General features: G+C 67.5%; 1 protein-coding gene. It reads left to right on the forward strand.

What is annotated here, in order from left to right:
• Nucleotides 1–255, forward strand: a 255-nt coding sequence (locus tag LHP98_RS19395) for a Crp/Fnr family transcriptional regulator (RefSeq protein ID WP_227254176.1), incomplete at both ends; no start/stop codon positions are given.

The following is a 255-nucleotide window of genomic DNA, read 5'->3' on the forward strand; positions in this document are numbered from 1 at the left end:
ACATGATCCACCAGGGCCAGACCGACCAAAGCGCCTATGTGCTGGCCTCGGGCTGGGCCTGTTCCTACAAGATCCTGCCCGGCGGCACCCGGCAGATCGTGGATTTCCAGGTGCCGGGCGATTTCCTCGGCCTGCGCTCGGTCTTGTTCCGCACCTCGGACCACAATGTCGAGCCGATCACCCCGGTGCAGGCCTCCGAGGTCAAGCAGCGCGACCTGCTGGCGGCGTTCACCGCAACGCCCCGGCTGGCGACCG

This window comes from Rhodobacter sp. Har01 (genome assembly GCF_020564565.1).
GTDB lineage: Bacteria > Pseudomonadota > Alphaproteobacteria > Rhodobacterales > Rhodobacteraceae > Pseudogemmobacter.